This is a genomic window from Enterobacter sp. EGD-HP1 (assembly GCF_000733275.2).
In the GTDB taxonomy this organism is placed as follows: Bacteria; Pseudomonadota; Gammaproteobacteria; order Enterobacterales; family Enterobacteriaceae; genus Enterobacter.
The window spans coordinates 77,042-101,089 of sequence record NZ_AVOP01000037.1; the positions used below are offsets into that span (position 1 = coordinate 77,042).

The 24,048-nt window shown below is 56.5% G+C and carries 23 protein-coding genes; 8 read left to right on the forward strand and 15 right to left on the reverse strand.

Annotated features, from left to right (window positions below):
* Positions 1-933, reverse strand: coding sequence for an ADP-glyceromanno-heptose 6-epimerase (gene rfaD, locus N037_RS22805; protein WP_024906618.1), 933 nt, complete (start codon positions 931-933; stop codon positions 1-3).
* Between the two features lie 215 nt (positions 934-1,148).
* On the opposite strand from rfaD, the gene kbl reads away from it, so the two are divergent.
* Together kbl and tdh are read left to right on the forward strand one after the other, a co-directional pair.
* Complete coding sequence (gene kbl / locus N037_RS22810) at positions 1,149-2,345, forward strand: glycine C-acetyltransferase (protein ID WP_024906617.1); 1,197 nt, start codon at positions 1,149-1,151, stop codon at positions 2,343-2,345.
* Positions 2,346-2,354: 9 nt separating this feature from the next.
* Entirely contained in the window at positions 2,355-3,383 is a 1,029-nt protein-coding gene (tdh, locus tag N037_RS22815; protein WP_023334032.1) for an L-threonine 3-dehydrogenase, read from the forward strand.
* Positions 3,384-3,410: 27 nt separating this feature from the next.
* Here tdh and N037_RS22820 read toward each other — a convergent pair whose 3' ends face one another.
* The gene (locus tag N037_RS22820; protein ID WP_032643731.1) at positions 3,411-4,325 is read right to left on the reverse strand and encodes a hypothetical protein; all 915 of its coding nucleotides are present in this window, start codon (positions 4,323-4,325) and stop codon (positions 3,411-3,413) included.
* Positions 4,326-4,340: 15 nt separating this feature from the next.
* Positions 4,341-5,546, reverse strand: a complete 1,206-nt coding sequence (locus tag N037_RS22825; protein WP_032643732.1) for a glycosyltransferase — start codon at positions 5,544-5,546, stop codon at positions 4,341-4,343.
* Between the two features lie 205 nt (positions 5,547-5,751).
* Between N037_RS22825 and N037_RS22830 the strand changes: the two genes are divergently transcribed.
* Positions 5,752-6,552 (forward strand): glycosyltransferase family 2 protein, encoded by an 801-nt coding sequence (locus N037_RS22830; protein ID WP_023334035.1) that lies wholly within the window; start codon positions 5,752-5,754, stop codon positions 6,550-6,552.
* A gap of 3 nt (positions 6,553-6,555) precedes the next feature.
* Here N037_RS22830 and N037_RS22835 read toward each other — a convergent pair whose 3' ends face one another.
* From N037_RS22835 to gpmM, 3 genes are read right to left on the reverse strand one after another with little or no spacing between them, the layout of a single operon-like run.
* A complete protein-coding gene (locus N037_RS22835; RefSeq protein ID WP_032643733.1) occupies positions 6,556-7,488 on the reverse strand; it encodes a divergent polysaccharide deacetylase family protein in 933 nt (310 codons plus the stop codon).
* 3 nt (positions 7,489-7,491) lie between these two features.
* The gene (gene envC / locus N037_RS22840) at positions 7,492-8,751 is read right to left on the reverse strand and encodes a murein hydrolase activator EnvC (RefSeq protein ID WP_229231479.1); all 1,260 of its coding nucleotides are present in this window, start codon (positions 8,749-8,751) and stop codon (positions 7,492-7,494) included.
* A gap of 33 nt (positions 8,752-8,784) precedes the next feature.
* Positions 8,785-10,329 (reverse strand): 2,3-bisphosphoglycerate-independent phosphoglycerate mutase, encoded by a 1,545-nt coding sequence (gene gpmM / locus N037_RS22845; RefSeq protein WP_032643734.1) that lies wholly within the window; start codon positions 10,327-10,329, stop codon positions 8,785-8,787.
* 247 nt (positions 10,330-10,576) lie between these two features.
* Here gpmM and N037_RS22850 point away from each other — a divergent pair, with 247 nt between their 5' ends.
* The 5 genes from N037_RS22850 to cysE all read left to right on the forward strand — a co-directional run bounded on the left by N037_RS22850 (position 10,577) and on the right by cysE (position 13,686).
* Positions 10,577-11,008 (forward strand): rhodanese-like domain-containing protein, encoded by a 432-nt coding sequence (locus N037_RS22850; RefSeq protein WP_023309913.1) that lies wholly within the window; start codon positions 10,577-10,579, stop codon positions 11,006-11,008.
* A gap of 11 nt (positions 11,009-11,019) precedes the next feature.
* Positions 11,020-11,271, forward strand: coding sequence for a glutaredoxin 3 (grxC, locus tag N037_RS22855; protein WP_023309914.1), 252 nt, complete (start codon positions 11,020-11,022; stop codon positions 11,269-11,271).
* A 32-nt stretch (positions 11,272-11,303) separates the two neighbouring features.
* Positions 11,304-11,771 (forward strand): protein-export chaperone SecB, encoded by a 468-nt coding sequence (secB, locus tag N037_RS22860; RefSeq protein ID WP_003860835.1) that lies wholly within the window; start codon positions 11,304-11,306, stop codon positions 11,769-11,771.
* Positions 11,771-12,790, forward strand: a complete 1,020-nt coding sequence (gene gpsA, locus N037_RS22865; protein WP_023334039.1) for an NAD(P)H-dependent glycerol-3-phosphate dehydrogenase — start codon at positions 11,771-11,773, stop codon at positions 12,788-12,790. The genes secB and gpsA overlap by 1 nt, the downstream gene beginning before the upstream one ends.
* A gap of 74 nt (positions 12,791-12,864) precedes the next feature.
* Positions 12,865-13,686 carry a serine O-acetyltransferase gene (gene cysE / locus N037_RS22870; RefSeq protein WP_008502718.1) on the forward strand — a complete coding sequence of 274 codons (822 nt, stop codon included), beginning with the start codon at positions 12,865-12,867 and terminating at the stop codon, positions 13,684-13,686.
* 32 nt (positions 13,687-13,718) lie between these two features.
* On the opposite strand, the gene trmL is transcribed toward cysE, so the two are convergent.
* The 9 genes from trmL to N037_RS22915 form a co-directional block, all read right to left on the reverse strand.
* Positions 13,719-14,189 carry a tRNA (uridine(34)/cytosine(34)/5-carboxymethylaminomethyluridine(34)-2'-O)-methyltransferase TrmL gene (gene trmL, locus N037_RS22875; protein ID WP_032643735.1) on the reverse strand — a complete coding sequence of 157 codons (471 nt, stop codon included), beginning with the start codon at positions 14,187-14,189 and terminating at the stop codon, positions 13,719-13,721.
* A gap of 45 nt (positions 14,190-14,234) precedes the next feature.
* A complete protein-coding gene (locus tag N037_RS22880; protein WP_032643736.1) occupies positions 14,235-15,575 on the reverse strand; it encodes an MFS transporter in 1,341 nt (446 codons plus the stop codon).
* A 181-nt stretch (positions 15,576-15,756) separates the two neighbouring features.
* The gene (lldD, locus tag N037_RS22885; protein WP_032643737.1) at positions 15,757-16,944 is read right to left on the reverse strand and encodes a quinone-dependent L-lactate dehydrogenase; all 1,188 of its coding nucleotides are present in this window, start codon (positions 16,942-16,944) and stop codon (positions 15,757-15,759) included.
* Complete coding sequence (gene lldR, locus N037_RS22890; RefSeq protein ID WP_023334043.1) at positions 16,941-17,714, reverse strand: transcriptional regulator LldR; 774 nt, start codon at positions 17,712-17,714, stop codon at positions 16,941-16,943. Before lldR ends, lldD begins: the two co-directional genes overlap by 4 nt.
* A complete protein-coding gene (lldP, locus tag N037_RS22895; protein ID WP_023309919.1) occupies positions 17,711-19,366 on the reverse strand; it encodes an L-lactate permease in 1,656 nt (551 codons plus the stop codon). The genes lldR and lldP overlap by 4 nt, the downstream gene beginning before the upstream one ends.
* Positions 19,367-19,638: 272 nt before the next feature.
* Entirely contained in the window at positions 19,639-20,001 is a 363-nt protein-coding gene (locus N037_RS22900) for a YibL family ribosome-associated protein (protein WP_023334044.1), read from the reverse strand.
* A 58-nt stretch (positions 20,002-20,059) separates the two neighbouring features.
* Entirely contained in the window at positions 20,060-20,650 is a 591-nt protein-coding gene (mtlR, locus tag N037_RS22905) for a mannitol operon repressor MtlR (RefSeq protein ID WP_032643738.1), read from the reverse strand.
* Entirely contained in the window at positions 20,647-21,795 is a 1,149-nt protein-coding gene (gene mtlD, locus N037_RS22910) for a mannitol-1-phosphate 5-dehydrogenase (RefSeq protein WP_032643739.1), read from the reverse strand. Before mtlD ends, mtlR begins: the two co-directional genes overlap by 4 nt.
* 97 nt (positions 21,796-21,892) lie before the next feature.
* A complete protein-coding gene (locus N037_RS22915; RefSeq protein WP_023334045.1) occupies positions 21,893-23,800 on the reverse strand; it encodes a PTS mannitol transporter subunit IICBA in 1,908 nt (635 codons plus the stop codon).
* Positions 23,801-24,048 lie beyond the last annotated feature (248 nt).

Genomic DNA, 24,048 nt, shown 5'->3' on the forward strand with positions numbered 1-24,048 from the left:
TTATGCGTCGCGGTTCAGCCAGGCCATATATTCCGTTACGCCTTCGGCAACGGTCTTGAACGGCTTGTCGTAGCCCGCGGCGCGCAGGTTGGTCAGATCGGCCTGCGTGAACGCCTGATAACGGCCTTTCAGTTTTTCAGGGAACGGGATGTACTCAATGCTGCCTTTTTTGTGATATGCCAGCGTTGCGTCTGCCACCGCCTGGAAGGATTCCGCGCGGCCGGTACCGAGGTTGAAGATGCCGGATACGCCATTTTCCCAGAACCACAGGTTCACTGCGGCAACATCGCCCACGTAAACGAAGTCGCGCTTAAAGCCGTCGCTGCCTTCGAACAGTTTTGGACTTTCGCCGTTGTTCAACTGGGTGTTCAGGTGGAACGCTACGCTTGCCATGCTGCCTTTGTGGCCTTCGCGCGGTCCGTAGACGTTGAAGTAGCGGAAGCCGACGATCTGCGAGTTCGCTTCTGGCAGAACCTGACGCACGTATTCGTCAAACAGGAACTTAGAATAACCGTAGACGTTCAGCGGCTGCTCATATTCGCGGGACTCGATGAAGTCCGAGGTGCGGCCGCCGTAGGTTGCCGCGGAGGAGGCGTACAGGAACGGAATTTCACGCTCCAGGCAGTAGTGCAGGATCTCTTTAGAGTACTGATAGTTGTTGTCCATCATGTACTTGCCGTCCCACTCGGTGGTGGAAGAGCACGCACCTTCGTGGAAGATGGCTTCGATCTCGCCGAACTCTTCGCCTGCCATAATCTGGATAAGGAAGTCTTCTTTATCCATGTAGTCAGCGATGTTCAGATCCACCAGGTTAACGAACTTGGTGCCGTCTTTCAGGTTGTCAACCACCAGGATGTCGGTGATGCCTTTGTCATTGAGAGCCTTAACAATATTGCTGCCGATAAAGCCCGCGCCGCCGGTAACGATGATCATAACTGTAACCTTTGAAGTGTGGAGCCCGGGGACAATCCCGGACGCTAATGTCTCTATCATATCATTAGTATGGCTGCCCTTCAGCCATTCACCTTCACAGCGCAGGGGTACGCGTGATTTATGCTGCAAAAACGACAAGAGATGACGTGTCATCTCGTCATGAACTATAGGTTTGGGTAATATGTCCCGAAATTTGCCGAGTCTGGAGAATTGCAATGCGTGGTGATTTTTACAAACAGTTAAACAGCGACCTCGACACCGCACGTGCGGAAGGGTTGTTCAAGGAAGAGCGTATTATCACGTCTGCCCAGCAGGCGGACATCACCGTTGCCGACGGCAGCCATGTGATCAACTTTTGTGCGAACAACTACTTAGGTCTTGCGAATCACCCTGAGCTTATTGCCGCCGCAAAAAACGGCATGGATACCCACGGTTTCGGCATGGCCTCCGTACGCTTTATCTGCGGTACGCAGGACAGCCACAAGCAGCTTGAGCAAAAGCTGGCGAGCTTCCTCGGAATGGAAGACGCGATTCTGTACTCCTCCTGCTTTGACGCCAACGGCGGTCTGTTTGAGACCCTGCTTGGCGCAGAAGATGCGATTATCTCCGACGCCCTGAACCACGCCTCCATCATCGACGGCGTACGCCTGTGCAAAGCGAAGCGTTTCCGCTACGCCAACAACGACATGGTCGAGCTGGAAGCGCGCCTGAAAGAGGCCCGTGAAGCGGGCGCTCGCCACGTGCTGATCGCCACCGACGGCGTGTTCTCCATGGACGGCGTGATCGCCAACCTGAAGGGCGTGTGCGACCTGGCGGATAAATACGACGCGCTGGTGATGGTCGATGACTCTCACGCGGTCGGTTTTGTCGGCGAAAACGGCCGCGGTTCCCACGAATACTGTGACGTGATGGGCCGCGTGGACATCATCACCGGTACGCTGGGCAAAGCGCTCGGCGGCGCGTCCGGCGGCTATACCGCCGCGCGTAAAGAGGTGGTTGAGTGGCTGCGCCAGCGCTCTCGCCCGTATCTGTTCTCTAACTCCCTGGCACCGGCGATTGTTGCCGCCTCCATCAAAGTGCTGGAGATGGTGGAGTCCGGCGCTGAGCTGCGCGACCGCCTGTGGTCCAACGCCCGTCTGTTCCGTGAAAAAATGAGCGCCGCAGGCTTCACCCTGGCCGGTGCTGACCACGCGATCATCCCGGTGATGCTGGGCGATGCGGTCGTGGCGCAGCAATTTGCCCGCGAACTGCAGAAAGAAGGGATTTACGTCACCGGGTTCTTCTTCCCGGTGGTGCCAAAAGGTCAGGCGCGTATCCGCACCCAGATGTCTGCGGCGCATACGCCTGAACAAATTGAACGTGCGGTGGAAGCCTTTACCCGCATCGGTAAACAGCTGGGCGTCATTGCCTGAGGACGTATGATGAAAGCGTTATCCAAACTGAAAGCGGAAGAAGGGATTTGGATGACCGACGTGCCGGAACCGGAAGTCGGTCATAACGATCTGCTGATCAAAATTCGTAAAACGGCTATCTGCGGTACTGACGTTCACATCTATAACTGGGACCAGTGGTCGCAGAAAACCATTCCGGTACCGATGGTTGTCGGTCACGAATATGTCGGCGAAGTGGTGGGTATCGGCCAGGAAGTCAAAGGCTTCAAAATTGGCGACCGCGTCTCCGGTGAAGGCCATATTACCTGCGGTCACTGCCGTAACTGCCGCGGCGGACGTACGCACCTGTGCCGTAATACCGTTGGCGTGGGCGTAAACCGTCCGGGCTGCTTCGCGGAATACCTGGTGATCCCGGCGTTTAACGCGTTCAAAATCCCCGACAATATCTCTGACGATCTGGCCTCCATTTTTGACCCGTTCGGCAACGCGGTGCACACGGCGCTCTCCTTCGACCTGGTTGGTGAAGATGTGCTGGTCTCCGGCGCGGGCCCAATCGGCATTATGGCCGCTGCCGTGGCGAAACACGTGGGTGCGCGCAACGTTGTGATTACCGACGTGAACGAATACCGTCTGTCGCTGGCGCGCAAAATGGGCGTCACCCGCGCGGTAGATGTCTCGAAAGAGAGCCTGAGCGATGTAATGGAAGAGCTGGGCATGACCGAAGGCTTTGACGTGGGTCTGGAGATGTCCGGCGCGCCACCGGCGTTCCGCACCATGCTCGACACCATGAACCACGGCGGCCGTATCGCGATGCTGGGTATCCCGCCGTCAGATATGTCTATCGACTGGAACAAAGTCATCTTCAAAGGGCTGTTCATCAAGGGCATTTATGGCCGCGAGATGTTCGAGACCTGGTACAAGATGGCGGCGCTGATCCAGTCCGGTCTGGATCTGTCCCCGATTATTACTCATCGTTTCTCCATTGATGAGTTCCAGCAGGGCTTTGACGCGATGCGTTCCGGCCAGTCAGGGAAAGTGATCCTGAGCTGGGATAAATAATCAAAAAGGGGCCTGAGGCCCCTTTTTTCATTGATTCTTTTTCTCTTCATCCGTCAGGTAACGCACCTTGCGGGTGTAGTCCTGACCTTTGAACAACAGTTTGTTATCCGGCGATTCAAGATACTTCTGCCATTCGGAGAGTGGGAAACCGCCGTGCGCGCCAATCACCTCTTTCGGTACAACGGCTTCCTGACCGCCAATCTTCTTGGAGACCGGCCAGTTCATCCAGTCACCCAGGTTAACCGTTTTTAAATCCAGCATGTCCAGCAGTGCGGCGAGGGGTAATTGATCGGTCGGCGGCTGCGTATCGTCCATCAGCTCCCAGGTATCCTGGAACAGCGTCAGCCACAGCGGGCAGATACGGCGCCAGGTTTTTTTGGTTGCCGCAAGAAACGCGCCGTTAACGTGATCGACCAGATACGGGCGTACCGTCTCTTTGTAATACGCCGGAACTTTCTCCGCTGGCGCACCGTTCAGCTTGGCAATCATTTTGCCCTGACGGAAGCTGGAGTAGATGTGCATATCGGCCATATTGATCTCGGGCATCTTGAGCAGGTTGAGATCGGAATCGATCATCAATATGCCTTCACCGCGCGCCTGCAGCGGGGCGTTAAGCTTCACCAGACGGCTGAGGTAGATCTGCTTATAGCGGTAACCTTCCTCACGAACCGGAAGATTAAGCGTCACGACGCGGGTTTTAGGCGGCAGTACCCCAAAAGCGGATTCAGGCTGATCGCTGACGATGACGATTTCGCTCACCCCGGTGGCATAACGTTCCGCGAAGGTGGCAGAGAGTAATGCCTCTTCGACGAAATCTGCGCCGGTACACGGAATCACAATAGAATCCACCGCAGCAAGTGCGCCCGTCACGGGCAGAGAGCTATAAGGAATGTTGTGTCGCCCGGTGATATGACGATAGCGAGCATTAAGAAATTTAAACATAGTTATCTCGTTTGGTTAGTGCGCGCCAAGCACGGCTTCGACACCGCTGACATAGTTTTCGATGGCATAGGTATGACAGACGTTCTGGTATGCAGCCGCAGCCAGTCGCGCCCGCAGATCCGCATCTGCCCAGATATTGTCCAGATGCCGGGCAAGCTGTGAAACATCGCTCCAGGGGAAGAGCAGCCCTGTCGAATCATGGTCAATCAACTCCGCCGTGCCGGTCACCTGAGAGCCAATAACGGGGATATTGAGAAGCATCGCTTCCAGCACCACGCGCGGCAGCCCCTCGCTTTTTGAGGCCAGAATAAAGGCGTCAAACGTAGCGAGGTAATCAAACGGGGTATTCTGAAAACCGGTGAAGATGACGCGGGATTCAATTCCCAGCGCTTGGGCCTGTTCCGCTAACGCGCGGCGTTCGGCACCTTCGCCGACCAGCACCATTTTCCATTTCGCCTGGGGATGCTTCTGGCTGAACTGCGCCAGCGCCTCCAGCGTGTGGTGGTTGGCTTTGCGAGGGATTAACGACCCAATACTGCCGAACACAAACGTGTCGTCATCGATGTTCAGGCGCTGGCGCATCGCGCGTCGGTCAGGTAAAGGCTGGTTGATGTCGATGGCATTATTGACCGTCGTACACAGTTCGGGCCGGACGCCATGCTGAAGCAACACGCGTTCAACGCCGTGCGAGACGGCGATGATTTTAGTGGCATGGGCATTAACCAGCTTCACCAGCGGTGGGGTCAAAACAGGTTCAATGCGGCAGTGCTGAATCAACCGCGCCTGCAGTTTTGCCGCCGCGAGATAGCCTTCCTCATTTGAGCCCGGTTGGTTATTCATATAGAGCGTATCGAAACCACCCCGGGTGAAAAGGGTTTCGATTTTGCTGACGTTAGGCCGGATGCGCCACAAAATATCCACATGACGCGTCAATGCCTTGCGGGCGCCGCGTGAGAAAAACAGCAGGCTACGTCCCGCTTCCTTCAGCAATTTGGCCCAGACCGGCTGCTGACGTTGAGGGATCACAATGAGCGGGATCCCGATGCCGTTGAGCACCTGGCCAATTGTCTCACCTTCAGCACGACTATAATCACTGTAAAAACAACAGGTAATATCGAATTTATCGCGATTGATTCGCTTCAGGAGCTCAAGCATACTGTTGGTGCCTCCCCCCCATTCTTTACCCGTGTCCAGGAGGAGAATTTTACTTTTGTGCGGCATGTCTGAATCCGTGTGCTACCCTTCATCTGACTGCATTATAAAGAATCTGTTGAAATAAAATAGATTTTTCTATTTTATTGCGCTTCAGGATTAGACAAATATTCAAACGTGCTTATTTGAAAAGTGTGATTCAGGACTTTAATCGACTCTACTCATTTATATAGTATTAATAATATTAATTTAGGCTGCTATTGAGAGTGGAAAAATGTTTAAAATAACGGTCTGCTTATTAACGTTTAATTCTGAAAGATTATTGCACGACGTTATCCCGCCTCTTTTAAAAATAGCGGATGAGGTTGTTGTGGTCGATTCAGGCAGTACGGACAAAACACGATATATTTGTGAAAGCTTTGGACTACTACCCGTCTATAAAAAATTTGGCTGGCATGGCGAGCAGATGAACCATGCCATATCCTTAGCCAGCAATGACTGGGTCCTGTGCATCGACAGCGACGAAATTCTTGACCAGGAAACGGTTGATGCCATTTTAACGTTAAAAGCAGGCGATGAGCCAGACGCCGGCATGGCATGGCGAATATGCCGCCACTGGTTTGTTCTGGGTGAAGAAGTCCGGACGATCTATCCTGTTTCATCCCCCGATTATCCTGTGCGTCTTTTTAACCGTAAACAGTCCCGGTTTAATAACCGACCGGTAGACGATCAGGTCGAAGGTTTTCTCCGTTGTGCGCGTATTCCGGGCTATGTAAAGCATGATACGTTTCCCACGCTGCATGAACTTTTTAACAAATTAAACTGTTATTCAACCCGCCTGGTCCAACATCAAAAAATACGGCCCTCTATCGGACGCGGCGTAATCAGCGCCATCGGTGCTTTTTTCAAATGGTATCTGTTTAGCGGTGCCTGGCGTCAGGGCAAAGTGGGGGTGGCAACAGGACTGTATGCTACAGCCTATAGCTTTTTGAAGTATTTCAAATCCTGGTATCAGCATCAGGAGAAAAAAGAGCCCGTTGCTAACGAGCAGACGGACTCTCAGATTGCGAAATAAGCGTCAGGCTTTCTTACCCCAACCCTGCCACTGCTGCTGGACGTATTTCACCAGCGTACTGTTACTGATGCTGTCTCCGATGACGGAGAAGAAGCGGGTCGCATAGACCGGCTCAAGCGGTTGCTTCGGTGCGCAGCGCTTCACGCCGCGGAACGGATTACGCGGTGCAGTCGGGACGGGCTGCGCAGAGTTCGGTGTGGAGGTATCCACCTGCGGCTCGTTCAGCAGATCGCTCGGACGCACCAGCGTGATATCGGAAGGCAAGGTCGGCAGCATCTGCTGCAGGACGCGAACGGTAGACGGGTGCGGGTGACCGATGGCAATGGCTGAGCCATTACGCCGGGCCAGCTGTACCGCGCGATTGAACTGTACGCGAATATCGGCGTCGTTCTGGGTATCATCCAGGAACACCTTGCGCTTAATGACTTTTACGCCCGTTCCCTGAGCGGCACGCATCGCCTGGCTGTTGCCGATGGTCATGCTGTCGAGGAAGTAGAGGTTGTAGCGCTCCAGCGCCTGCATTACCTTCAGCATCCCGTACAGGCTCGATGTCATCGCGCTGCCCATATGGTTGTTCAGCCCTACGGCATACGGCACTTTGTTGTATGCGTCGCGGATGATGCGCTCGATCTCCTCACTGCTCATATCCGGGCGGAGGGTGTCTTTTTCCAGCGGCTGCTTGCTGAGCGGTGCCATCGGCAGGTGGATAAGAACCTGATGGCCAGTATTGTGGGCTTTGGTCGCCATCTCGCGCGCGTGGGGGGCATTCGGAAGGACGGCGACAGAGATGGCCGACGGCATCGCCAGCACCTGATTTTCATAGTGTGGACGATAACCGAAGTCATCAATCACGATAGCGAGTTTACCTGCATATACCGGTGCAGCCAGCGCCAGCGCGCTGACGACGGAGAAAACCAATCGACGAAATTGAAGCAAAACTTATCTTCCCAACCACGGCTGTGGATTGACCGCCTGACCCTGGCGACGAATTTCGAAATAGAGTGACGGGCGGCCCTGACCGCCACTGCTGCCCACAAGGGCGATGGGTTGGCCTGCGCGCACCTGCGTGCCGACGCTGACCAGCGCGCTCTGGTTGTAGCCGTAAAGGCTCATGTCACCTTTACCGTGTTCGACCACCACCACCAGTCCGTAACCCTGCAGCCAGTCGGCCAGAATCACGCGGCCATCGGCGATGGCTTTCACTTCGCTACCTTCAGACGCACCGATAACGATCCCTTTCCAACGTAGCTCACCCTGCAGCTGTTCGCCATAGCGATGCAGAATTGAACCGCGAACGGGCCAGAAAGCCTGACCGCGAGGAGAGCCCAAACCGCCGGTACGCGACATCAGGGAACGTTCGCTCTCGCTTGGCTTGTAGGTAGTCCCTTTGCGGGACGCTTCCTGCTGCTTGTCGCGAACGGCCTGCGCCTCGCGCGCCTCTTTTTCGGCGCGCGCTTTCGCCGCCGCCTCCGCACGGGCGATGCTGTTACGCAGTTTTGATTCGTTGGCGCGCATTTCGCTCAGCTGGCTTTGACCTTCCTGAATGGAGGATTCAAGGCCGGAAAGGGTTTTCTTACGCTCGTTGCGAGCCTGCTCAAGCTTCGCCTGCTGGGCCTGCTGATCGTAAAGCAGCGTCTGCTGCTGGCTCTGCTTCTCTTCCAGCTCGGCTTTTTGCGTGGAGACTTCTTCGCGCGTCTGCTTCAGCTGCGCGATCGTCTCCTGACGCGCCTGGTTGAGATAGCCAAAGTAGGCCTGCAGGCGCTGGCCGCGCTGGCTCTCTTCGCCGCTGAGGATCAGCTGGAGTCCGGTATGTTCACCCTGGCGGAATGCGGCATCAAGCTGTGCGGCAAGATTGCGCTCCTGCGCATCACGCTGGCGCTCCAGTTTTGCAATCGACGCGTTCATCTCGTCGATCTGTTTATTCAACTGGGCGAGGGTGTTTTGCGTTTCACGGAGTTTACGCGTGGCGGCGGAGATCGCCTCTTCCTGCTGCTTAAGCTGGGCGAGCAGGGCGGAGCGCTGCTGCTGCTGCTGGCGTACCGCACGCTCTTTGGCGGCGATATCGGCCTGAATGGATTTCAGCTGGTCGCGATCATCCGCGTGGGCGGATGCGGCGCACAGCAATACGCCAGCGCTGAGTGCGCTGGCGTAAAACAGAGGTCTGACTGATAACCTAAGCGGCTTCACGACCCATGTGATTGAAAAAATCGCCTTTCCCCTCATGGGGAGCGATTATTCCACGATGAACAGCGGCTTACCAGTCATCTCTTCAGGGATCGGCATACCCATCAGCGACAGCATGGTTGGCGCGATGTCAGAAAGCTTGCCGCCTTCCACTGCTTTCAGTGATTTATCACCTACATAAATCAGCGGCACAGGCAGGTTGGTATGGGCCGTGTGCGCCTGGCCGGTCGCCGGGTCGCGCATCTGTTCAGCGTTACCATGGTCAGCGGTGATCAGCAGCTGGCCGCCAACGGATTCAACCGCTTTTGCTACCTGCTCAACGCAGTTGTCCAGCGCTTCAACCGCTTTCACTGCCGCTTCCATCACCCCGGTATGCCCCACCATATCGCCGTTCGGGTAGTTACAGATGATGGTGTCGTACTTACCGCTCTCGATGGCCGCAACCAGTTTTTCCGTCAGTTCGGCAGAGCTCATTTCTGGCTGCAGATCGTAGGTGGCCACTTTCGGAGAGTTGATCAGAATGCGGTCTTCGCCTTTGAACGGCTCTTCAACGCCGCCGTTAAAGAAGAAGGTCACGTGTGCATATTTTTCAGTTTCGGAAATACGCAGCTGCGTTTTATCGTTCTTCGCCATCCACTCACCGAAGGTGTTGGCCAGCGATGCTGGTGGATACGCGCAAGGCGCTTTGATGTCTGCCGCGTATTCGGTCAGCTGGATGAAGTCCAGTTTTACCACTTTCTTGCGGGCAAAACCGTCGAAGTCGCTGTTGACGAACGCACGGGTGATTTCGCGCGCGCGGTCAGCGCGGAAGTTCATGAAGATCAGCGCGTCGCCATCTTCCATGGCGGCATCAGCCTGGCCTTCAGCACGGATCACGGACGCTTTCACGAATTCGTCGTTTTCATCACGTGCGTATGCGGCTTCCAGGGCTTCAACGGCGGTCGCGAACTGGAACTCACCTTTGGCCAGGGTCATCAGGTCATAAGCCTGTTCAACGCGATCCCAGCGGTTGTCTCGGTCCATGGCGTAGTAACGGCCAATGATGGACGCTACGCGGCCTTTACCCAGCGCGGCGAATTTCTCTTCGAAGGCTTGCAGAGAGCCTTTTGCGCTGCGTGGTGGCGTATCGCGACCGTCCAGGAAGGCGTGCAGATAGATTTTTTCCGCACCGCGCTCGGCTGCCAGTTCAACCATCGCCATGATGTGATCTTCGTGGCTATGAACGCCACCCGCAGAGAGCAGGCCCATGATGTGTACGGCCTTGCCAGCGGCAACGGCTTTATCGACCGCGCCAGACAGCGTTGGGTTGGAGAAGAAGGTGCGTTCTTTGATTTCAACGTCCAGACGCGTCAGATCCTGATACACAATACGCCCGGCGCCCAGGTTTACGTGACCGACTTCGGAGTTGCCCATCTGGCGGTCCGGCAGGCCCACTTCCAGGCCAGACGCGTCAATTAGCGTATGCGGACGTTTCGCCCACAGGGCATCCATGACCGGGGTTTTGGCGTTGAAAATAGCGTTATCCTGGCTATCTTCACGGTAGCCATAGCCATCCAGAATCACCAGTACCATAGGTTTTTTAGAAACCGACATTGCGACAACCTCATGCTCAAGAGTCAAAATTTGCGTAATTTTACTACAGCTGAATCGATCAAATAGCCGCAGAAGATCAAAGAAAGCGCAGGGGCAAGGTGCTGACCAGACCATTTTGAGGCATTTTTTTAGGTGGCATGCCGCAGAAAATGGATTAGGTTATGGTCGCTGGCTGTATTTGCCAGAACGCACAGGTATACTCCTGTCCTGGTTTTTTTTATCACTTAGTCGGGAGTAGTTACCCTCCATGCAAGAAATTATGCAATTCGTTAGCCGCCATCCGGTTCTGAGCATCGCGTGGATTGGCCTGCTGGCTGCTGTGCTGTTCACCACATTTAAGAGCCTGACGTCTAAAATTAAGGTTATCACCCGTGGTGAAGCGACGCGTCTGATCAACAAAGAAGATGCCGTCGTGGTCGATCTGCGTCAGCGTGACGATTTCCGTAAAGGTCACATTGCGGGCGCAATCAACCTGCTGCCAGCGGAAATCAAAGCGAACAACGTCGGCGAGCTTGAGAAACATAAAGCCCAGCCGATTATCGTTGTTGATGCGACCGGCATGCAGGCACAGGAATCTGCCAGCGCGCTTCATAAAGCAGGCTTCGAAAACGTAACGGTGCTGAAAGAAGGTATTTCCGGCTGGAGCGGGGAAAATCTTCCTTTGGTACGCGGTAAATAAGGAGTTCAGTCATGGCCAATATTGAGATCTATACCAAAGCGACGTGCCCGTTCTGTCATCGTGCGAAAGCGCTGCTGAACAGCAAAGGCGTCACGTTCCAGGAACTGCCGATTGACGGTGACGCGATTAAACGCGAAGAGATGATCAAACGTAGTGGTCGTACGACGGTTCCGCAGATTTTTATTGATGCGCAGCACATTGGCGGCTGTGATGACTTGTATGCGCTCGACGCCCGTGGTGGACTCGATCCGCTGCTGAGCTAAGAGACTTTAGGACAATTAAAAAGGGTATTTCCATGTCAGAACAAAACAACACCGAAATGACTTTCCAGATCCAGCGTATCTACACCAAGGACGTCTCTTTCGAAGCGCCAAATGCGCCACATGTTTTCCAGAAAGATTGGCAGCCAGAGGTTAAACTTGATCTGGATACCGCATCTACCCAGCTGGCAGATGACGTGTATGAAGTCGTGCTGCGTGTGACCGTTACCGCGTCTCTGGGCGAAGAAACTGCATTCCTGTGTGAAGTACAGCAGGGCGGCATCTTCTCTATCGGCGGTATCGAAGGCAACCAGATGGCGCATTGCCTGGGTGCGTACTGCCCGAACATTCTGTTCCCGTATGCACGTGAATGCATCACCAGCCTGGTTTCTCGCGGTACATTCCCGCAACTGAACCTTGCACCAGTTAACTTTGATGCGCTGTTCATGAACTATCTGCAGCAGCAGGCTGGCGAAGGTGCTGAACAACATCAGGATGCCTGATGAGCACTGTTAATGCGTCAATGACTGTGATCGGTGCCGGCTCATACGGCACCGCTCTTGCCATCACGCTGGCAAGAAATGGTCACGAAGTGGTTCTCTGGGGCCACGACCCAAAACATATCGCCACGCTGCAGCGCGACCGTTGCAACGTCGCGTTTCTCCCGGACGTTCCGTTCCCTGACTCCCTGCACCTTGAAAGCGACCTTGCGACCGCGCTGGCGGCCAGCCGCAACATTCTGATTGTGGTCCCGAGCCATGTATTTGGTGACGTGCTTCGTCAGATTAAGCCGCTGATGCGCCCGGATGCGCGCATTGTCTGGGCGACAAAAGGACTGGAAGCCGAAACCGGACGCCTGCTGCAGGACGTTGCCCGCGAAGCGCTGGGTGATGCGATCCCGCTGGCGGTCATCTCCGGCCCGACCTTTGCCAAAGAGCTGGCCGCTGGCCTGCCGACGGCGATTTCGCTGGCCTCTACCGATCAGGCCTTCTCCGACGATCTTCAACAGCTGCTGCACTGCGGCAAGAGCTTCCGCGTCTACAGCAACCCCGATTTTATCGGCGTGCAGCTGGGCGGCGCGGTGAAGAACGTGATTGCGATTGGTGCCGGGATGTCAGACGGCATTGGTTTTGGTGCCAATGCGCGTACGGCGCTGATCACCCGAGGGCTGACCGAAATGTCCCGCCTGGGCGAAGCGCTGGGTGCCGATCCGGCCACCTTTATGGGGATGGCTGGCCTGGGCGACCTGGTGCTGACCTGTACCGACAACCAGTCTCGTAACCGCCGCTTTGGCATGATGCTCGGACAGGGCAGCGATGTAAAAGGCGCGCAGGAGAAGATTGGTCAGGTGGTTGAAGGCTACCGCAATACCAAAGAAGTCCGCGAGTTGGCGCACCGTTTCGGTGTCGAAATGCCAATAACCGAGGAAATTTATCAGGTATTGTATTGCGGAAAAAATGCGCGCGAGGCAGCATTGACCTTATTAGGTCGTGCGCGCAAGGACGAGCGCAGCAGTAACTAGTCGGAACCGTTGTTACCTGAATGACCCAGCCAGCGCAGAACTGGCTGGTCATTAACTATCGTCTGGAGTAAGCAATGCCGTGTGAAGAACTGGATATCGTCTGGAACAATATTAAAGCCGAAGCCCGGGCGCTGGCCGACTGCGAGCCTATGCTGGCCAGTTTCTACCACGCGACGCTACTCAAGCACGAAAATCTTGGCAGCGCGCTGAGCTATATGCTCGCCAACAAGCTCGCTTCCTCGATCATGCCTGCTATTGCCATCCGTGAAGTGGTGGAAGAGGCTTACGCCGCAGACCCGGAAATGATCGCTTCTGCCGCCTGCGATATCCAGGCCGTGCGCACGCGTGACCCGGCGGTCGATAAATACTCTACGCCGCTGCTGTACCTGAAAGGCTTCCACGCCCTGCAGGCTTACCGCATCGGCCACTGGCTGTGGAATGAAGGCCGCCGCGCGCTGGCGATCTTCCTGCAAAACCAGGTTTCCGTGACGTTCCAGGTCGATATTCATCCGGCGGCAAAGATTGGCCGCGGGATCATGCTTGACCACGCCACCGGGATTGTCGTCGGGGAAACGGCGGTCATTGAAGATGACGTCTCGATCCTGCAGTCGGTTACCCTGGGCGGTACCGGTAAAACCAGCGGCGATCGCCATCCGAAAATTCGTGAAGGGGTGATGATTGGCGCGGGTGCCAAGATCCTCGGCAATATCGAAGTCGGGCGCGGCGCGAAGATCGGCGCAGGCTCCGTGGTGCTCCAGCCTGTGCCACCGCATACCACCGCCGCTGGCGTACCAGCGCGCATCGTCGGTAAACCAGACAGCGATAAGCCGTCCATGGACATGGATCAGCACTTCAACGGCATTCACCATACCTTTGAGTATGGTGACGGCATCTGAGATTTTGCCCGGTGGCGCTGCGCTTACCGGGCCTACCTTAATATGGCGCCCGGGTAACCCAGCTGGCGCCAGGCTTCATACACCACCACCGACACCGCGTTCGACAGGTTCATGCTGCGGCTGTCCGGCATCATCGGAATACGGATTTTCTGCTCGGCGGGCAGGGCATCCAGGATCGTGGCCGGCAGGCCGCGGGTTTCTGGGCCAAACATCAGATAGTCACCTGCCTGATAGCTCACGGCGCTATGCGCTGGCGTGCCTTTGGTGGTCAGGGCGAACATGCGCTGCGGCTTCTCTGCTTCCAGAAACGCGGCGTAATCGTGATGGCGAACGACGGCGGTAAATTCATGATAATCCAGCCCTGCGCGACGCAGACGTTTGTCGTCCCACGTAAAGCCCATCGGCTCAATGATATGCAGACGAAAACCGGTGTTGGCACACAGGCGGATGATATTGCCGGTATTCGGCGGAATTTCTGGTTCGAATAAAACGATGTTAAGCATGCTGCCCCCTTAATTGCGGGGGCAGAATAGCAGAAAAGAGAGGAACTACGCGACGCCGGGTTCCTGCGAGCGGCTGTACAGCATTTTGTAGACGGTTGCCGCAGCGGCCACCAGAGCGGGCACGCTGAGGATCATTAAAATACTGTCTGCCTGCCACTGCATGGAAAGAAGCTGGGCGCTGGTCATGGTGCCCGCTACGCCGCCAAAGCGGCCGATCCCCTGCATCCAGGCGATGCCCGTCGCGCGGCACTCGGTAGGGTAAAAGGTAGCGGCCAGGGTTTGCATGCCCGATTGCGCACCGTTCATCGCGATCCCCATCAGGAAGATCAGCCCGCCAAACAGGGCGATATGATTATGCTCCATGCCGAGCAGCAGGATCAGCCCCATCGTCAGGATAAACCCGCCCGCGACGACTTTATGTGCTTCCCAGCGGTCCATCATCCAGCCCGCGAGTAGAATGCCTGCGGTGCCGCCGAAGGTGAACAGCGAGGTGAGCCAGGCGGATTCCGCCAGGGCATAACCCATCCCCTGCATCAGCGTTGGCATCCAGCTCAGCAGGACGTAGTAAATGACCAGGCCCATAAAATAGGTCACCCACAGCATCAGGGTGCCGGGCAGCCAGGGCATGGAAAACAGCTGCGACACGCTCCCTTTTTTAGACGCGACTTTCTCCTCCGCCAGGAAAAAACCCGTGACGCTATCCAGCGTGCTGCGGGCGAACCGGCTGGCGATACGGCGGACCTGCATGACGTCTTTCCCGCGCTGCACCAGAAATTTCACCGACTCCGGTAAAAACAGCGCCAGCAGCAGCGTTAAAACCAGCGGAGCAATCGCCCCGGTCAGCAGCACGCTTCGCCAGCCGTGGTGGGGGATAAGCCAGGAAGAGATCGCGCCGCCGCCCGCCGCACCCAGGGGGAAGCCGCAGTACATGGTATTGATCGCCATGGCGCGACAGCGCTGGGGGGCAAATTCGGAGATAAGCGTGATGGCGTTAGGCATTGCGGCGCCGAGGCCCAGGCCCGTCAGAAAGCGCCACAGCGTCAGGGTATTCAGACTTTGCGCCCAGGCCGTCCCCAGGCTCGCGAGGCCGAAGAACAGGCAGGAGAAGACCAGCACGCGCTTGCGCCCCATCCGATCCGATACCGGACCGGCGATCAGCGCGCCCAGCGACAGTCCGAGCAGCGCAGCGCTCAGCACCGGCCCGAGATCCTGTTTGTGTATTCCCCATTCTGTCGACAGCGTAGGCGCGATGTAACCCATCGCTGCCGTATCAAAACCATCGATCGCCAGAACCAGAAAGCCCAGCACAATGAGCAGCCAGTGAAACCCTGAAAAGGGACTCTCATCGATCACCTGCTGAATATCCACCTTACCTGAATACGCCATACGCTCCACTCCGATCTGATGTTGTTTTTGTGTTCTTGTATTTGCTTGTCTATACAATTGCGGACGGCAGATGGATGTCAAATTTTCTTATCTAATATGTTATCTGGATGTTATTTTTTACATAAAAAAGCGCCCGAGGGGGAAATCGGGCGCGTGAGAAAGGAGGGTTAACCGGAAAAGGTCAGGCTGCGTTTCCCTGAGTAAGGGGAGCCAGCGCCGCCGGTAATTTGCTTAACTCCTGCACCAGGGAATCTTTGCTGATTTCGCTAATCGTTTTTGCACCTGTCAGCGTCATCGCCACCTTCATCTCTTTTTCGATCAGGTTGAGCAGATTCGCCACGCCTGCCTGGCCCGCCGTCGCCAGCGCATACAGATACGCGCGCCCCAGCAGCACGCTGTCGGCGCCCAGCGCAATCATACGCACCACGTCCAGCCCGTTGCGGATGCCGCTGTCGGCGAGGATGGCAATATCGCCTTTCACCGCATCAGCGATGGCCGGCAGAGCGCGTGCGGAAGAGAGCACCCCGTCAAGCTGGCGTCCGCCGTGGTTAGAGACCACAATCCCGTCTGCGCCAAAGCGTACCGCGTCGCGGGCATCTTCCGGATCGAGGATCCCTTTGATCACCATTGGGCCGTCCCAGAACTCGCGGATCCACTCCAGGTCTTTCCACGAGATCGACGGATCGAAATTGTTCGCCAGCCAGCCGATGTAATCTTCCAGCCCGGTCGGTTTACCGAGGTAAGCAGAGATATTGCCCAGATCGTGCGGACGACCGTTCAGGCCGACATCCCACGCCCACTGCGGGTGGGTCACGGCCTGCCAGTAGCGGCGTAGCGCAGCATTCGGGCCGCTCATGCCGGAGTGCGCATCACGGTAGCGTGCGCCGGGGGTCGGCATATCGACGGTAAAGACCAGCGTCGAGCAGCCCGCCGCCTTGGCGCGCTCCAGCGCGTTACGCATAAAGCCGCGATCCCGCAGGACGTACAGCTGGAACCACATCGGGCGCTTGATGGTCGGGGCGACCTCTTCAATCGGGCAGACGGATACGGTGGAAAGGGTAAACGGAATGCCTTTGGCATCCGCCGCGGCGGCGGCCTGCACTTCACCCCGGCGGGCATACATGCCGCATAAGCCTACAGGTGCGAGCGCTACCGGCATGGAGAGCGTCTCGTTGAACAGCTTTGTCTCAAGGCTCAGATCAGACATATTCTTCAGCACGCGCTGGCGCAGAGCCACCTCCGACAGATCTTCCACGTTGCGGCGCAGGGTGTATTCGGCATACGCTCCGCCGTCGATATAGTGGAACAGGAACGGCGGCAAAATGCGTTGCGCCGCGGCGCGATAGTCACTGGCTGCTGAAATAATCATGCTTTGTTCTCCCTGGAAATATCACTGTCGCCAGGCAGACGGGTAATACGCGCCTGTCGGGCCTGGTCTTCATCGAATCGTTTAATGGTGGTGTGCACGAAACCGAGATGCGCCATCATCGCTTTGCGTGCGGCCTCGGCATCACCGGCCAGAATGGCGTTGAGCACCGCCTCGTGTTGTTCGGTCAGCTGGGCAAACACCGGCGGAACCAGATACATGCGCTGGCGGCTCTGTTTAACCGAGGATTGCAGCAGGTCGAAGAACCCGCGCATGGTCTGGAGCAGCACCACGTTGTGCGACGCCTCGGCAATCGCCAGGTGAAAACGGACGTCCGCCTGGGAGGCGATATCCGGGTCGCGGCTTTGCGTGGCCTCAAAGCAGGCGATGAGTTTCTCTTTGTCGGCGTCGGTTGCCCGCATGGCCGCGTGCCAGGCGGTACTGGTTTCGATGGCGTGACGCGCTTCAAGGATGTCGAAGCTGTAGTCCGGGTCGTTCTCCATCAGCGTCTTCAGCGGCTGAACGATGTTTTGCTCGGACCAGTCGTCATGCTGCCAGCGCACGAAAGTGCCGCCGCCGCGACGGCTCAGCAGCACTCCTTCGCTGACAAGCGTCGCCAGCGCCTCGCGCAGTGAATTGCGCGATACGCCAAGCTGGGCGGCGAGCTGGCGTTCGGCGGGCAACTTCATGCCCGCTTCCAGCTGTTGTTCTTCAATCAGCGCCCGCACGCGAGAGGCAATCTCGTCGGACAGGCGTCTGGGCATCACTATCATGGGATCATCCAGGTTAAGACATAGGCCTGCAGGGTGGTGATCACCCCGACCATGCAGGTGAATATCAGGCTGTGTTTCACGGTAAAGCGGAACAGATCCGACTCTTTACCGACCAGTCCCACCGCTGCACAGGCAATGGCGATGGATTGTGGTGAGATCATTTTCCCGGTCACGCCGCCGGTGGTATTCGCGGCCACCAGCAGGACGTCCGACACGCCAATCTGCTGGGCTGCCGTTGCCTGCAGCGCGGCAAACAGGGCGTTAGACGAGGTATCGGAACCGGTCAGGAACACCCCCAGCCAGCCGAGGAACGGCGAGAAGAAGGTGAAGGCGTGGCTGGTATGGGCCAGCGCCAGTGCCAGCGTCGACGACAGGCCGGAGTAGTTCGAGATAAACGCGAACGCCAGCACCATGCCGATGGAGTAAATCGGCAGCATCAGCTCTTTAACGGTCGCCGCAAAGGTCTGCACCGCGGCCGCAGGCTTCATGCGCAGCCACACCACGGAAAGAATAGCGGCAAACAGGATGGCGGTACCGGTGGCGGAGAACCAGTCGAATTTATAGACCGCAGCATACGGCGTGGCGGCGTGCACCACCGGCGGCATACGGGCGACCATTTTGTCGAGGAACGGTACGGAAATATTAATCACCATGTCGTACAGCGCCCCGCCTGGGGCAAACAGGGCTTTAAACGGCGGGATGCTCCACAGGGTGACCGTTGCGGTCAGGAACAGGAACGGCGACCAGGCGCGGATCACCTGTCCTGCCGTATAGCCCGTACGCGCCAGGGTTTGATCAACCTGCGAGGCGCCCATGTCGGCGAAGCGGAAAATACGCACCGGCTGCCAGCGTTTCAGGAACAGCGTCAGACAGACCAGCGACACCAGCGAGGAGATGATGTCCGGCAGCTCCGGGCCGAGGAAGTTCGAGCTGAGGTACTGGGCAATGGCGAACGAACCGCCCGCTACCATCACCGCAGGCCATGTCTCCTTCACGCCGCGCCAGCCGTCCATAATCGCCATGATCCAGAACAGGACGATAATGGTCAGGAAGGGCAGTTGACGGCCGACCATCTGGCCGATCTCGAAGCTGTCCAGCCCGGTGACCTGTCCGGCTACCAGAATCGGAATACCCATCGCGCCAAACGCCACCGGCGCGGTGTTCACAATCAGGCACAGGCCCGCAGCATAGAGCGGGTTAAAGCCCAGACCCACCAGCAGCGCGGCGGTGATCGCCACCGGTGCGCCAAATCCTGCCGCCCCCTCCAGAAACGCCCCGAAGGAGAAGCCGACAATCAGCATCTGCAGGCGCTGGTCCGGCGTGATGGAGAGAATCGACGAGCGAATGATGTCGAACTGCCCGGTTTTCACCGAAATTTTATAGACAAAGACCGCCGCGATGATGATCCACGCAATCGGCCACAGGCCGTAGAAGAAACCGTAGACGACAGAGGCCAGCGCGCGATCGACCGGCATTTTGTAGAAGAACAGCGCCACCATCAGGGCGATAGCAACGGTATACGTCGCGGCGAGGTAGCCCTTCAGCTTGAGCTTAATCAGCGCAAAGAAGAAGAACAGGATCGGAAGCGATGCGATCAGGCTCGACAGCCAGATATTACCGGCCGGGTCGTAGTTTTGTTGCCAGAGGCTCATGCAGGTCTCCTGGGGACCATACAGCCTGCGCTGCGGGTGAGTCTCCGCTCAACTCTGCGTCACAGGTTGTGTAAAAGTGGTCCTGCCAATGTTGTGTTGTAGGGTTAATGACAATGAATGGTTAACCAGATGTTATGAGCTAGCAATGGTTTTGTGAGCGAAAATAATGGAATTGTGAACCGGGGGAGGATTGATTGCGCTATTGGTTGGACCAATTCACGCGAAGGGGGAAAAGAGTAGGCCGGGTAAGCGCAGCGCCACCCGGCATGAAATCAGAACGCGGTCTTACAAAAGCCCGTCATCTCTTTCAGGCCCATTTCGCGGCCAAGCTCGGTCATCGGGTGTACCACCACCAGACCGCGGACGCTTTTCTTCAGCTTGCCCATATCGGCCTGCTCTTTCTTAGTGATCGCACGGCGGTGCGGCATGGCCATCAGCTTCTGCGCTTCTTTGCTCAGCTTCTGACCTTTGACTTCGCGCAGGCGCTCGATTTCTGTTTCCAGCGTGGCGGCCTCTTTTTCCAGCTCGGCATACTTCTCGGCGGACTCGACCAGGGACAGGCCAGCCATCTGGTGGCGGATCAGATCCAGGCGGTCGCTCAGGCGTTTAATTTCGTTCTTTTCGACTTCTTTCATGACAAATAACTCTGAAAACGGGGAATTTACAGGGAAGGATACACCAATGTGAGCAGGCTTACTTCTGAAACGCTTTTTTTAAGCTGATTCGGGAAATCAGCTCAGTCAGGGAGAGAACCATCGTGGAACGGACAACCTGTTGATAACGCAGCTTTTGCATCGCGTAAAGCTCAGGGTCGCTGTTATCAAAATGGGGAGCAGGGGGCAGCGCGGTGACGCAGTGCAGCTCGCCGAAAGGCCCCAGGATCTCATCATCGGTAAAGGTGTACTCATTACCGTCATGATTGAGTTCTTCGCGCAGCGCCATTAACAGCTCCGCATCTTCATACTCCTGCCGGTTCAGCACGCCAAGACCATAAATCAGCTTCAGACGCACGGAGAGATCGCCCAGCGGTCCGTCTCCGTCCAGTAACGGTTCTACAGCATATTTTACCGCGTAGTCGTCTTTGCGAAACACCTGAAGCACCAGAATGTTCACCGCCTCGGTTAACAGATCGACGGCGGCAATCAGGAAACTTCGTACGGTTTTGCCAGCATTCAGACGCTCAAGCACACGATTTTCAAAGGCCTGGGTTTGTTCCATTATTGCCTGCATATCTGACAATCTATTATCTGGGCGCAGGTTAACCTGCGCCGCACTGTGCATCATTTGGTTGCGTTGTATGCGTTAACCGCCTCCACAACCACGTCGCTGTTGGCGTCCAGACCGGAAATCTGCGCCAGCGCAGCCTGCGCGCCTTTGTCATCAATCAGCTGAGCCAGTTCCTGCGCCTGTGGATCCTGCTCGCTGCGGTAGTGCATCGCAGCGGCAATCCCTTTCACCAGGTTGGCGTGCGGCAGGCCGTATTCCAGCGTGCCCAGCAGCGGCTTAATCAGGCGGTCGCCCGCGCTCAGTTTGCGCAGAGGCTGACGGCCCACGCGCTCAACGTCATCTTTCAGATACGGGTTTTCAAAGCGACCGAGGATTTTCTGAATGTATGCTGCGTGTTTATCAGCATCAAAACCGTAGCGTTTGATCAGCACCGCGCCGCTCTCTTCCATTGCCCCTTTTACCACCGCGCGGATCTTCTCATCGAGGATCGCGTCACGAATGGTCTGATGACCGGCCAATTTTCCGAGGTACGCGGTTATAGCATGCCCGGTGTTCAGCGTGAAGAGTTTGCGTTCGACAAATGCCATCAGGTTATCGGTTAATTCCATTCCCGGAATGGTCGGCAGGGCGCCTTTAAACTGGGTTTTATCCACGATCCACTCGCTGAAGGTTTCCACGGTCACTTCCAGCGGGTCGTTGGTGGCGGATTCAGACGGCGGAACGATGCGATCCACGGCGGAATCCACAAACCCGACGTGCGCTTCAACCCAGGCTTTGTCTTCGTCTGCTACAGCGTTGAGCACGTGGCCTTTCAGCTGCGTGGTGCCGCGCACCATGTTTTCACAGGCGATGATGTTCAGCGGGGTGTCGATGCCCTGCGCTTTACGTTTTGCCAGGCCTTTTGCGACAGCAGGGGCGATGCGCTCAAGCACCACCGGGCCTACCGCCGTGGTGACCAGATCGACGCTGGCGATCAGGTCGATAACGTCTTCACCGATGCTGCTGACCGCGTTGACGCCAGATACCGTCTCAACCTGCTCGTTTTCACCGACCACATGGACCTGATAGCTATGACGGGCATTCAGGGCATCCAGGACCACCTGATTCACATCGGCAAACGTCAGCTTAATGCCCGCGTCTGCCAGCAGTTTGCCGATAAAACCACGGCCAATGTTACCTGCGCCAAAATGTAATGCTTTCATAGTGTTAACCTTCATCAATGTTTTTACCCGAGAGGGCTGGGGTGAGGAACGTTTCCCCTCACCCTAGCCCTCTCCCCGGGGGGAGAGGGAAGAGAACTTATTTGTTAAGCAGTGCCAGGACTTCTTCCACGCTGGTGGTGCTGGCCAGACGCTCGATGACAGACTCATCGTCCAGCGCGTTGGTCAGGCTGGTAATCACCTGAATGTGCTCGTTGTTGCGAGCGGCGATACCAATCACCAGACGGGCGATGTCGTCTTCTTCTTCACCGAAGCGTACGCCCTGCGGATACTGACAGAATACGACGCCGGTTTTCAGGACGCGATCTTTCGCTTCAACCGTACCGTGCGGCACCGCGATGGATTCACCCAGGTAGGTTGGCGTCAGTTTTTCGCGTTCCAGCATTGCGTCGACATACTCAGGCTGAACGTAGCCGCCTTTCACCAGCTGCTCACCGGCAAAGCGAATCGCTTCTTCTTTGGTCGCAGCAGTGCGGCCGAGGAAGATGTTTTCCGCGCCCAGTTTGAACAGGTGGGCGTTGCTCTCGTCAAAGCTGTCCTGCAGGCTGGAGCGCACTTTCACTTCGTTGTCTTCGTGACGCTGCGCGGCAACCAGACGTTCGGTCAGGCTGGTGTACAGGCCGCTGTCGAGGAAGTTAGTCAGCGAGATGTGCTGTGCCTGCGGCACCTGGCGCATGGCGCGTTCGGTCAGGTCGCGGTGCGTGATGACCAGGTCAACGTCCGGCGGCAGGCTGTTAATGGCGCTGTTGGTGACGGAGATGTTGGTCAGGCCCGCATCCTGCACTTTCTTACGCAGTACGCCTGCACCCATTGCGCTGGAACCCATACCGGCGTCACAGGCAACGATGATTTTACGCACATGGCTCAGGTCGTTAGAGACATCGCCAGCCGCCAGCGGGGTCGCGCCTTTGGATTCGGCTTTCATGTCGTGCATACGACGGGTTGCCGCTTCGATATCGTCGTCTTCTTTCACTTTGCTGGTTTTCAGCAGGATAGAAGAGACCACGAAGGAGACCGCCATCGCCGCACAGATCGCCGCGATGTTCGCGAAGTACGCCCCTTTCGGCGTCATCGCCAGTACCGCCAGGATGGAACCCGGAGAAGCCGGAGACACCAGACCGCCGCCCAGCACGCTCAGGGTGAACACGCCGGTCATACCGCCGAGGATAACGGCCAGGATCAGACGTGGGTTCATCAGCACGTACGGGAAGTAAATTTCGTGAATACCACCCAGGAAGTGAATGATTGCCGCACCGCCAGCAGACTGCTTCGCGCTGCCGCGACCAAAGAACATGTACGCCAGCAGAACGCCCATACCCGGACCCGGGTTAGCTTCAATCAGGAAGAAGATAGACTTGCCGAGATCGTGTGACTGCTGAATACCCAGCGGCGAGAAGATACCGTGGTTGATGGCGTTGTTCAGGAACAGGATTTTTGCCGGCTCTACGAAGATAGACGCTAGCGGCAGCATGTCGTGCGCAACCATGAAGTTAACGCCTGCCGCCAGAATTTTGGACAGCACTTCAACCGCAGGGCCAATGCCGAGGAACGCCAGAATCGCGAGGATCATCCCGATGATGCCCGCAGAGAAGTTGTTCACCAGCATTTCGAAGCCGGATTTGATCTTACCATCAACCCAGACGTCGAATTTCTTAATCGCCCAGCCGCCCAGAGGACCGGCAATCATCGCACCGAGGAACATCGGCATATCCGCACCGACGATAACACCCATGGTCGTGATGGCACCCACGACACCACCACGGTCACCGCCCACCAGACGGCCCCCGGTGAAACCGATGAGCAGCGGCAGGAGATAGGTAATCATTGGGCCAACAAGTTTCGCCAGCGTTTCGTTAGGCAACCACCCTGTCGGAATGAACAATGCGGTGATGATACCCCACGCGATAAACGCGCCGATATTTGGCATCACCATGTTGCTGAGGAAACGACCAAAGCTTTGAACTTTGATCTTGAAATCGGATGACATAAAACACCCCTTCTTCTGTTTGCGCTTAGGCTTGCGGCCCGAGGTTTGTTGTTAATGAGGCGGCAGAGGTAGCCGGACCCTGTTCTGATGCTGTGAAATCTGGCACTGAATCGTTCAACTGTCCAGACGGTGGAAATTTGTGTGACACGCATCACGTAAATGTAGGGGGTGCGGACATCAATGAGGTGATCTGAATCACAAAACGAATGGACAAAAAAAATACGATGGCGAGAAAAACGACAAAAACC

Coding starts and splice junctions, on each gene's coding strand:
- N037_RS22825 (WP_032643732.1), bottom strand. CDS start 5,546: ATGCCGCACAAAAGTAAAATTCTCCTCCTGGACACGGGTAAAGAATGG.
- grxC (WP_023309914.1), top strand. CDS start 11,020: ATGGCCAATATTGAGATCTATACCAAAGCGACGTGCCCGTTCTGTCAT.
- gpsA (WP_023334039.1), top strand. CDS start 11,771: ATGAGCACTGTTAATGCGTCAATGACTGTGATCGGTGCCGGCTCATAC.
- trmL (WP_032643735.1), bottom strand. CDS start 14,189: ATGCTTAACATCGTTTTATTCGAACCAGAAATTCCGCCGAATACCGGC.
- N037_RS22830 (WP_023334035.1), top strand. CDS start 5,752: ATGTTTAAAATAACGGTCTGCTTATTAACGTTTAATTCTGAAAGATTA.
- N037_RS22915 (WP_023334045.1), bottom strand. CDS start 23,800: ATGTCATCCGATTTCAAGATCAAAGTTCAAAGCTTTGGTCGTTTCCTC.
- N037_RS22850 (WP_023309913.1), top strand. CDS start 10,577: ATGCAAGAAATTATGCAATTCGTTAGCCGCCATCCGGTTCTGAGCATC.
- N037_RS22880 (WP_032643736.1), bottom strand. CDS start 15,575: ATGGCGTATTCAGGTAAGGTGGATATTCAGCAGGTGATCGATGAGAGT.
- kbl (WP_024906617.1), top strand. CDS start 1,149: ATGCGTGGTGATTTTTACAAACAGTTAAACAGCGACCTCGACACCGCA.
- cysE (WP_008502718.1), top strand. CDS start 12,865: ATGCCGTGTGAAGAACTGGATATCGTCTGGAACAATATTAAAGCCGAA.
- secB (WP_003860835.1), top strand. CDS start 11,304: ATGTCAGAACAAAACAACACCGAAATGACTTTCCAGATCCAGCGTATC.
- rfaD (WP_024906618.1), bottom strand. CDS start 933: ATGATCATCGTTACCGGCGGCGCGGGCTTTATCGGCAGCAATATTGTT.
- N037_RS22820 (WP_032643731.1), bottom strand. CDS start 4,325: ATGTTTAAATTTCTTAATGCTCGCTATCGTCATATCACCGGGCGACAC.
- gpmM (WP_032643734.1), bottom strand. CDS start 10,329: ATGTCGGTTTCTAAAAAACCTATGGTACTGGTGATTCTGGATGGCTAT.
- tdh (WP_023334032.1), top strand. CDS start 2,355: ATGAAAGCGTTATCCAAACTGAAAGCGGAAGAAGGGATTTGGATGACC.
- lldR (WP_023334043.1), bottom strand. CDS start 17,714: ATGATAGTGATGCCCAGACGCCTGTCCGACGAGATTGCCTCTCGCGTG.
- lldP (WP_023309919.1), bottom strand. CDS start 19,366: ATGAGCCTCTGGCAACAAAACTACGACCCGGCCGGTAATATCTGGCTG.
- mtlR (WP_032643738.1), bottom strand. CDS start 20,650: ATGATGCACAGTGCGGCGCAGGTTAACCTGCGCCCAGATAATAGATTG.
- N037_RS22900 (WP_023334044.1), bottom strand. CDS start 20,001: ATGAAAGAAGTCGAAAAGAACGAAATTAAACGCCTGAGCGACCGCCTG.
- mtlD (WP_032643739.1), bottom strand. CDS start 21,795: ATGAAAGCATTACATTTTGGCGCAGGTAACATTGGCCGTGGTTTTATC.
- lldD (WP_032643737.1), bottom strand. CDS start 16,944: ATGATTATTTCAGCAGCCAGTGACTATCGCGCCGCGGCGCAACGCATT.